This is a genomic window from Candidatus Desulfatibia sp., from assembly GCF_036446775.1.
Taxonomy (GTDB): domain Bacteria; phylum Desulfobacterota; class Desulfobacteria; order Desulfobacterales; family UBA11574; genus Desulfatibia_A.
The window spans coordinates 1-8055 of the sequence record NZ_JAZFTO010000333.1 but is presented as its reverse complement, the minus strand read 5'-3'; the positions used below and the strand labels follow the sequence as shown (position 1 = coordinate 8055).

Annotated in this window: 5 protein-coding genes, 1 pseudogene and 1 riboswitch; all 6 genes and pseudogenes read right to left on the bottom strand. The window is 43.8% G+C overall.

Annotated features, from left to right (window positions below; genetic code table 11):
- Window positions 1-672: 672 nt before the first annotated feature.
- Window positions 673-1512 carry an HDOD domain-containing protein gene (locus V3S16_RS15635; protein ID WP_413886602.1) on the bottom strand — a complete coding sequence of 280 codons (840 nt, stop codon included), beginning with the start codon at window positions 1510-1512 and terminating at the stop codon, window positions 673-675.
- A gap of 138 nt (window positions 1513-1650) precedes the next feature.
- Window positions 1651-1743 (bottom strand): annotated as a pseudogene (locus V3S16_RS15630) (zinc-ribbon domain-containing protein); the annotation flags it as partial.
- Between the two features lie 6 nt (window positions 1744-1749).
- Window positions 1750-4107 carry a type IV-A pilus assembly ATPase PilB gene (gene pilB, locus V3S16_RS15625; protein ID WP_413886600.1) on the bottom strand — a complete coding sequence of 786 codons (2358 nt, stop codon included), beginning with the start codon at window positions 4105-4107 and terminating at the stop codon, window positions 1750-1752.
- A 248-nt stretch (window positions 4108-4355) separates the two neighbouring features.
- Window positions 4356-5471 (bottom strand): HD-GYP domain-containing protein, encoded by a 1116-nt coding sequence (locus V3S16_RS15620; protein ID WP_413886598.1) that lies wholly within the window; start codon window positions 5469-5471, stop codon window positions 4356-4358.
- Between the two features lie 222 nt (window positions 5472-5693).
- Complete coding sequence (locus V3S16_RS15615) at window positions 5694-6725, bottom strand: hypothetical protein (RefSeq protein ID WP_413886596.1); 1032 nt, start codon at window positions 6723-6725, stop codon at window positions 5694-5696.
- A gap of 98 nt (window positions 6726-6823) precedes the next feature.
- A riboswitch (cyclic di-GMP riboswitch) is annotated at window positions 6824-6902 on the bottom strand.
- Window positions 6903-7240: 338 nt separating this feature from the next.
- On the bottom strand, window positions 7241-8055 hold an 815-nt coding region (locus V3S16_RS15610; RefSeq protein WP_413886594.1), incomplete at its 5' end, for a response regulator.

Genomic DNA, 8055 nt, shown 5'->3' with positions numbered 1-8055 from the left:
CAGACATCATCACATTCGGCAGAATTGTTGAAACTCAATATATAGGGTTAAACAAAAAAAACAGGGTCTATCACAGACCCTGCCTTTTCTGTTCGGTTGAGCCATCACTCAAATTGAATGTGGAGTCGTCCGAATCTGTATATCGGTATGAATTAGCTACATTTGTAATACATACCTATAAGAGGTCGTTTCCCTCTTATTTTCCCAAGTTCTGCCGCTCTTCCATTTCGGCCGTTAATTCAGCCAAACTACTACAGCAATATAAACAAGCGTGATACCTGGCCTTATACCTATTAACACGTCGTTGCTCCGTCCTTATTAAATATATCGGCAGTTATATAAATTTCTTTAATGCAATGACCGTACCAAGAATCAAAAATAAGGCAAGGATGAAAGTATGTCTTTATATATCTATCAGATAGGATATATGGAGGGGCTGAATATTTAAAAAACCAAGCAAAGAAACAAATCTTATTGTGATATAAAATTGACAGGCTAGTCTATCCAATGATGATTGCATTGGGCAATCGCAAATATTTTGGGCTTCATTTTTGGAGAATATGTGCCGGCCCATATGCAAAAAGTGGTCAGTTTTTTGGCAAAACGACTGTCCCGCAACGAATAGCCCAAGATAGACTCGCAAAAGCTGTTAGCCCGGATTTATCATGATGCTTAATGCATCTCTGACATCATATCTTCGACAGATTCAACCACTTCACCCTGAATGCCGTCTATATCTTCCTCTTGCAGACCAAGAAATTCCATGGTCCCGTTTTCCAGTTGATAGAGCTCACAATCGACACCGGTGCCAATACCGCTCCTCATGGCTATAAAATCCGCCATGTGAAGAATATAAGCCAGGTCGTTGCCTTCGGATTGCGATGGATAATGATGATATTTGATGGCCAGGCTTTGTTCATCGGGGATATTCCATTTCTGGCAAAATTCAGAGGCTATTTCGGAATGATCGAATCCTAAGATCTCTCTTTCGGCATTCAGAAACGTCTCTTGGCCATCCTGCATGAATAGTTCAAAATCTTCCCTTCTTTCATAGACATGACTGTCTAAAATCAGTTTGCCGGCGTCATGCATGAGTCCGGCAAAAAAAGCATCATTGCTCAATTCAGGCCTTTTTTTACCGGCAATCAGCCTTGAGCCCACCGCGACAGCCATCGAATGCCGCCACAGATCTCCTGAATCCAGATTATACCCGTCCAGGGTCTTACCGATTATATTCGAAATGCCCGCCACGGTAATCACTTCTCCCAGGGTTTTATACCCGAGCAGAACCGAGGCATGCTGAACGGAAGCAACCCTTCCACTCAAACCGTAATACGTAGAATTGGCCAGCCTCAAAATGCGGGCGCTGATGGACTGTTCAACCTCGATGACTTTCACTAGATCTTTCATGTTTGAATTGGGTTTTGAGATAATTTCCTGGGCTTTATTTACAACATGTGGCATGGCCGGCAGGTCGGACATGCTGCGCAGGATTCCATATTTTAATGCCATGCCTCCTGGTCGTTTTCGATTGTACGATGCGGTCCGGATAGATTTTTTAGGCTGCTCTTTTTTATCAGTTTCATAAGGATCAAGGGATTTCTTAGGTGCCGTTTGCGACCGCAAATCGATTATAATGCGACCTTTGCAAGCCAAACATTTAACGGTAAATTTTTCCCTAAACGGAAGCTTTTCCTTTGAAATTTTATATACTTTTTGGCAATTTGGGCATTCTACTTTCATAGTATGTTATTTTATATCCCTTGCCTTATGGTCGGTCGTTTTACTGCTCTTGGTGGTTTTTGCAGGAGCTGTAAGGCCTTTTTTGTTTTCGGTTTTTGCAGTTTTAGCCACGGCATCTTTGTTGCTCTGCATTTTCTTATTTTTATTTATCAGTTGGATGATTGTTTTATTGGCTTGTTTGAGACGTCTGCCAACTGTTTCTAAAAGATATCTGGAGATATCCGGATAGTTCTCGACGATTTCCGAAAGCTTGTCACCGGGAAAACGCTCTATAACCGACCTGCCTTTTGAGATTATGGTTGTGGTTCGCGGCTCGCCGATTAAAGACGCCATTTCTCCGAAAAATTCGCCGGGCTCCTGGATGCTACTTATTTTGCGGCCATCTTTCATTACAATTAAAGCGCCTTGGACAAGCTTATAAAAATCAGAGTCCTTATTACCTTCATGGATAATGACGTCCTGATCTTCGTAATGCGCCCTTTCAGGATTCACAAGGTAAGCGGGCATGACCTCTTTGGTTACGGTGGTTCTTTTTAAAACCTCTTCGATTGAAGTAGCTCCCCGGCGAATTTTTTTTAAACCGTCATCCCTTAAAGTGCTCATGCCTTCCTTAATGGCAGCCTTTCTCAATTGGTCCTCAGGAACACCGGCGCTGATAACTTCTGCTATATTGTCGGTTAATTCCATAAGCTCATAAAGGCCGAGGCGCCCTTTATAACCGGAACCGTTACACTTCGAGCAACCTATTGGTTCGTATATGCTGAGCTGCTCTATTTCACTTTGGGAAAATCCAATTTCTTCCAACTCTGCCGGGTTAATGTTGTCGATCAGGACCTTACACTGGGGACATAGTTTGCGTACCAGGCGCTGGGAAAGAACCAATGATACTGCCGATGCCAGCATATAGGTAGGTATCCCGATATCTACAAGCCGCCCAATGGTGGAAGGACAGTCGTTGGTGTGCAAAGTACTGAAAACCAGGTGGCCGGTCATGGCCGCTTTGATGGCAATTTCAGCCGTTTCCAGGTCTCTAATTTCACCGAGCATTATGATATCAGGATCCTGACGCAGAAACGCCTTAAGGGCGGCGGCAAATGTCATGCCGACCGCATTCTTGACATTCACCTGATTGATTCCCTTGAAGTTAAATTCTACCGGATCTTCAACGGTGAGTATCTTAGTATCTTCTTTGTTCAGGTTGTTGAGAATAGAGTATAGTGTCGTTGTTTTGCCGCTGCTGGTGGGGCCGGTTACCAGCAGCAAACCATAGGGCCGGTAAATACAGCGCTTGACGGCTTCCAGGGCCTTTGGTTCAAATCCCAGTTTGGTAAGGTCCACCTTCAGTGAGCTTTGATCCAGGATACGCAAAACAATGCTCTCACCAAAGAGGGTGGGCAGTGTTGAGACTCGAAAATCGACCGTCTTTCTTTTTCCAAGGCGCATTTTGATCCTGCCGTCCTGAGGCACACGACGTTCGGCAATATTCAGCCCCGCTAAGATCTTTATTCTGGAGTTTAGGGCATTTTTAATGGTTGCGGGCAGGTTCATGGACTTGAAGAGATAGCCGTCCAGCCGGTAGCGCACCTCCAGCGTCTTTTCAAAAGGTTCGATATGAATATCACTGACACCCTCGTTAACGGCCTTAACCAGAATGCCGTTAACAAGCTTAATAATGGGAGCATCGGCAGCCGTGTATACGTCTTCCTCCTCGGTATCTACCAGTTCCATATCCACAACAGCTTCGGAGACCAGGGATCCGATATCATCGACTTGGATTACCGGCTGCTCGTCTTCATCTAGATCTTCTTTAACGCCAAAATAACGGTTGTACTCTTCATCACTTATCTTATAGTAGGTGCGGTAAGCCTCAACGATATCTTTTTCAGTGGATACACTGATACTTATGCCTTTTTGAACTTCGCGCTGAAGATCGGCGACCGCTGACGTATCGGTCGGCTCGGCCATGGAAACGACAAGGTCTTCTCCTTCGAATCTAATCGGAAAAGCCAGGTACTTTTGCGCCATTTCATAAGGCATGGTTTCGAGAGCCCTGGGATCCGGAGTGATTTTTGATAATTTAATAGCAGGATAGTTTTGGAGGCGGCTTAAGACGTTTACAATGGTTTCATCATCAATGTATCCGAGCCGGATAAGTATACTGCCCAGCCGGCCCTTATTCTTCTTCTGATAGTTCAATGCATCCTGGAGATGGGTTTTGGCAATATAGCCCTCTTTGCATAAAAGATCGCCGATTTTGGTTTTGCCGGCCCCGGACTGATCCATGATGGTGGAACTCAGACTTGATCTTTTTGACGAAGTCGTGGCGCTGGATTTTTCTTGTTTTATGGGTATCGGTTTAGCCATTGAACTTGGTTTGCTTTTTATCTGAAAGCTGCATGAAAACTTTGAAAAGGAATATATTTTCGGCAATTTCAGATTTTAGGTTTTCAATATCAGACCTCATATTAAATATCGGCTATTTAAGGAAAAACTTAAGATTTTTCGAAGCAGTCCCCTATTTATGAAAATCAATAAGATAGGATTATAAATCTAAAGATCAGCGCGCTATTAATTTCAGGAAGACGGTCACAAACAAGCTGCGGAATTAAGGCTTATAAAACCAAATTGGGGACTTCCATTTCTCCTTTTCGGAAGACCGCCAGAAAGGCACTGACGACCTCAGGATCAAACTCTGTGCCGGAACCCTTGACAAGGATATCTTTGGCGTCAAACGGAGACATCGCCTTACGGTATGGGCGATCGCTGGTCAGAGAATCGTAGACATCCGCAACTGTGATAATGCGGGCCTCCAGTGGGATTTCTTTTCCTTTTGCGGGGTGATACCCGGAGCCGTCGAATTTGTCATGGTGGGCCAGTATAATGGGGATAATCCGGCCCAGCGGCCCTTCTACCGGCTCCAATACATTGGCACCCTTTTCAACGTGTTTTTTCATCTCGTGGAACTCTTCCTGGGTCAAACAAGCTGCCTTGTAGAGAATCTCTCGGCTAATATCTAACTTGCCGATATCGTGGAGTAAGGCGGCACTGCGGACGTCTTCGATCCGTTGCATGTTGAATCCAAAGTGAGACGCTAACTTGGCTGCATATATGGAGACGCGGTAGGAGTGGTTTTCAGTGTATTTATCTTTGGAGATAAAATGACGCAGTATATGCAACAGGCCGTGATATGTCTGTCGTAGTTCTTTTACACGGGTTTCGTTACGCTCGTGGAGAGTTCCCATGGTATACCCGGTAATAACTAAAATGCCTCCCCAAGATATAATATCATACCAGCCACCTTCTAGGCCCAAAAACACGGGGAGCGGTGTTTCGGTGAACAAAACCGGCTTATAATACATAAGCAGGCCAATCAAAAACACACTGGCAAAGGCCGTTAGTGTGGCATGGCGCCGACCGTAGAAATAAGCAGAAAATAATGTAGGTAAAGTATAAAATCCCAGGACCATACGCTGGCCGCTTACCAGATAATTTATGACTGCAGCGAGAACCAGTAAGGACAAGATCAACCACAATTCTTTATTTACTTTCGCCAGTTCGTTTACAATTGATTTTATTTCTGCCGCCTTATTAGCATTGAACAGTGATGCTTTAAAAAGATGAGCATCATGTTCGACGAATGGTTTGGGTCCTTTATCAAAAACCGGTTCGGGAGAATGGATGCTTGTACCTTTGGTGGTTAGGTTATCACTCAAAAAATTAGTAGCCATAATGTTTATTTTCCTTCATCAGAATGATTTCGTCGCTTACTGCTACCCGGGAACACACCAGATACGCCTTTCTTGATATTATCGGTGCTTATATAAAAAGCTTTAGGGATTTATTAATTTAAGGCAATTGATTTTAAAGATAGAAATGGAATAGTGTTTTTTGGGGAGGGGTTAAAATGAAAAAAGGCAGGGCCTATCAAAGACCCTGCCTTTTACGTTCGGTTAGTAAGAAGGTCCATCAGTGTTAAATGTACCACTATAGTCATACCTAACGTTAACTTGATAATACTTCACCCAGAAGAAAAATCGATCCTGATCATAGTATCGGTGGTAGTGATTTTCAAAATTATTTTTTAACGAATTAATATTATTGCTATTGCTGGTGATTTGATTGTTAAGGTCAACCACATCGCTGAGCAGATAGCTGATATTAGCAGTAACCACCGCCAATTCCGAAACAGTAAGGTTTTGCTTGGTTGCCACCTGATCTCTCAGGTTTGCGATTTCGTTTTGCAAAGCCTGAATCTGGACCTGTACACTGGTGTTCATGGTGTCTACCTGGGCCTGGAGCGCACTTAGTTCCAGCGACTCGGCTTGGAGTTGGGTCTTCATTTGCTCAAACAGGATGGAAAAAGTTTGCAAGTCGGCATCGAGTCGAGATTCCAGCACCGCTATCTCTGAGTTCAAAGCCTGGATTGTGGAGATGTTTTCTGCAATGGTGCTGTCCAGCTCCATGATCGTTGCTAAATTAGTGGCCACGTCGGCATCCAAATCCAAGATTGCGGCCAAGTTTGCCGCCACATCGACATCTAGATCCAGGATGACCGCCAAATTTGCAGTCACGGTATCATCCAGTTCCAGGATTGCGACCAAATTAGCTGTAATGCTACTCTTCAAATCGTTTATTTCCGACTTGATTTTATTGATTTCCTTAAACGAGGAATCATAGTTTGCTCTGATCTCCGCCATTTGCGCTTCCAAATCAGCGATGCCGGCCTCATTGGCTAAAAGACGGTCCTTGACGGCGTCCATCTCAGCCTTCAGAGTATCCAAATCCGCCCTGAGTTCATTCGTGCTGGTTTCAAGGCCCAAGATGGAGTCTCGGTTTGCGGCGATTTGTCCGGCAAGATCCGCAAATGGTTTCCCGTTTAAATAATTCGTATTGTTTTTCCCCCCAAATACCGTTCCGGTGGGGACAAGCAATAACGCAACCATGAGCGCGGCCACTAATATCCCTGCATACGATTTTTGCATATTATCCTCCTGTTGACGCTCTTTTTTGTATACCTGCTAAAGAAAAAAGCCCATCCTCTTTGAAGAAAGAATGGGCTTTAAAGCAATTTGTCCAATAGCTGGGCAACCCCGCTACCCATCATTACCGGGCCGGAGGCTTTGCGTCCCACTCTTTCGAGAGGTTTGCCTTTTTCGAGCTTCGATCTTAAAATCTTACATATTTAGAAAGCAAATAACATGCCAGGCTAAACGAAAAACAGAGAATGCCCAGTAACCTAGTGATTTATTTAAAAATACCGAATGTCACGGAAACAGGTTCAGAGGGTTCAAACCATGAAAACCGTATACAAAAGTATACAGCCGTATGATTTTTCATACATTTCTTTCGGACAGCTTGCCTGGATCATACATTGGTGAAAATTGAAGATTTATCCTGCCTGCCCAGTTAAATTTCTTTTTTATTTATTTAACCAGGGTTAAATGCGGAGCATATTTAACCGGGACCTGACCCTCTTGTTTTTATTGGTGAGGGGGCGCTACTTTTTCAACTCATTCCTAACAGCTATGCCCATCTTTTCTAATGTTAGCGGCTTCTTTATGAATTGGCCGGCACCCAATTTTTGAGCTTCCTTCACGTCATCTGTTTCAGCGAACCCACTGGCTATGACAGCCTTTTGGTTAGGATGAATCTTTATTATTCTTTCGTATGTCTCACGACCATTTATTCCCGGGTCCATAATCATATCAAGTAATATTAAATCCACTGTATGTTCCTTCAAATATTCAACGGCCTCCTCACCACTGGAAACGGCTTTAGCTTTATAACCTAATGTGTTCAGCATTTCGCAGGCTATCTCTCTTTGGCTTTCCACATCATCAACAATCAGAACCGTCTCTCCGTCTCCCTTGTAGTCGTTAATGGGTATGGACAAATCCTTATCCGATACCTCATCTCTGGTTATTGGAAAATACAATTCAAATGTTGTGCCGTTCTCGTCACTTATCACATTTAAATACCCTTTGAGGTCTTGTACAACATTCCATACAACAGCCAGCCCCAAACCTGTACCACTTCTACCCATTACCTTCTTGGTATAGAACGGCTCAAAAATCCTCTCAAGGTCATCTGGTGATATTCCCGGACCACCGTCTGATACAGACAATACGGCATATTCACCCACGTTTACATCATCATAACCCCTTACAGGTCTATCTACATAACGGTTCATGGTCGATATGATAACATCGCCGCGTCCCTCAATAGCCTCCGCAGCGTTCGAGGCTAAGTTCATTACAACCTTTCTAAGATGAGCGTCAGAACCGCTTATGTTAAGCAAATCGGTATCAAGGT

Excerpts from the sequence above, each read along its gene's own strand:
- V3S16_RS15635 (WP_413886602.1), bottom strand. The coding sequence starts at position 1,512 with ATGGCATTAAAATATGGAATCCTGCGCAGCATGTCCGACCTGCCGGCC.
- pilB (WP_413886600.1), bottom strand. The coding sequence starts at position 4,107 with ATGGCTAAACCGATACCCATAAAACAAGAAAAATCCAGCGCCACGACT.
- V3S16_RS15620 (WP_413886598.1), bottom strand. The coding sequence starts at position 5,471 with ATGGCTACTAATTTTTTGAGTGATAACCTAACCACCAAAGGTACAAGC.
- V3S16_RS15615 (WP_413886596.1), bottom strand. The coding sequence starts at position 6,725 with ATGCAAAAATCGTATGCAGGGATATTAGTGGCCGCGCTCATGGTTGCG.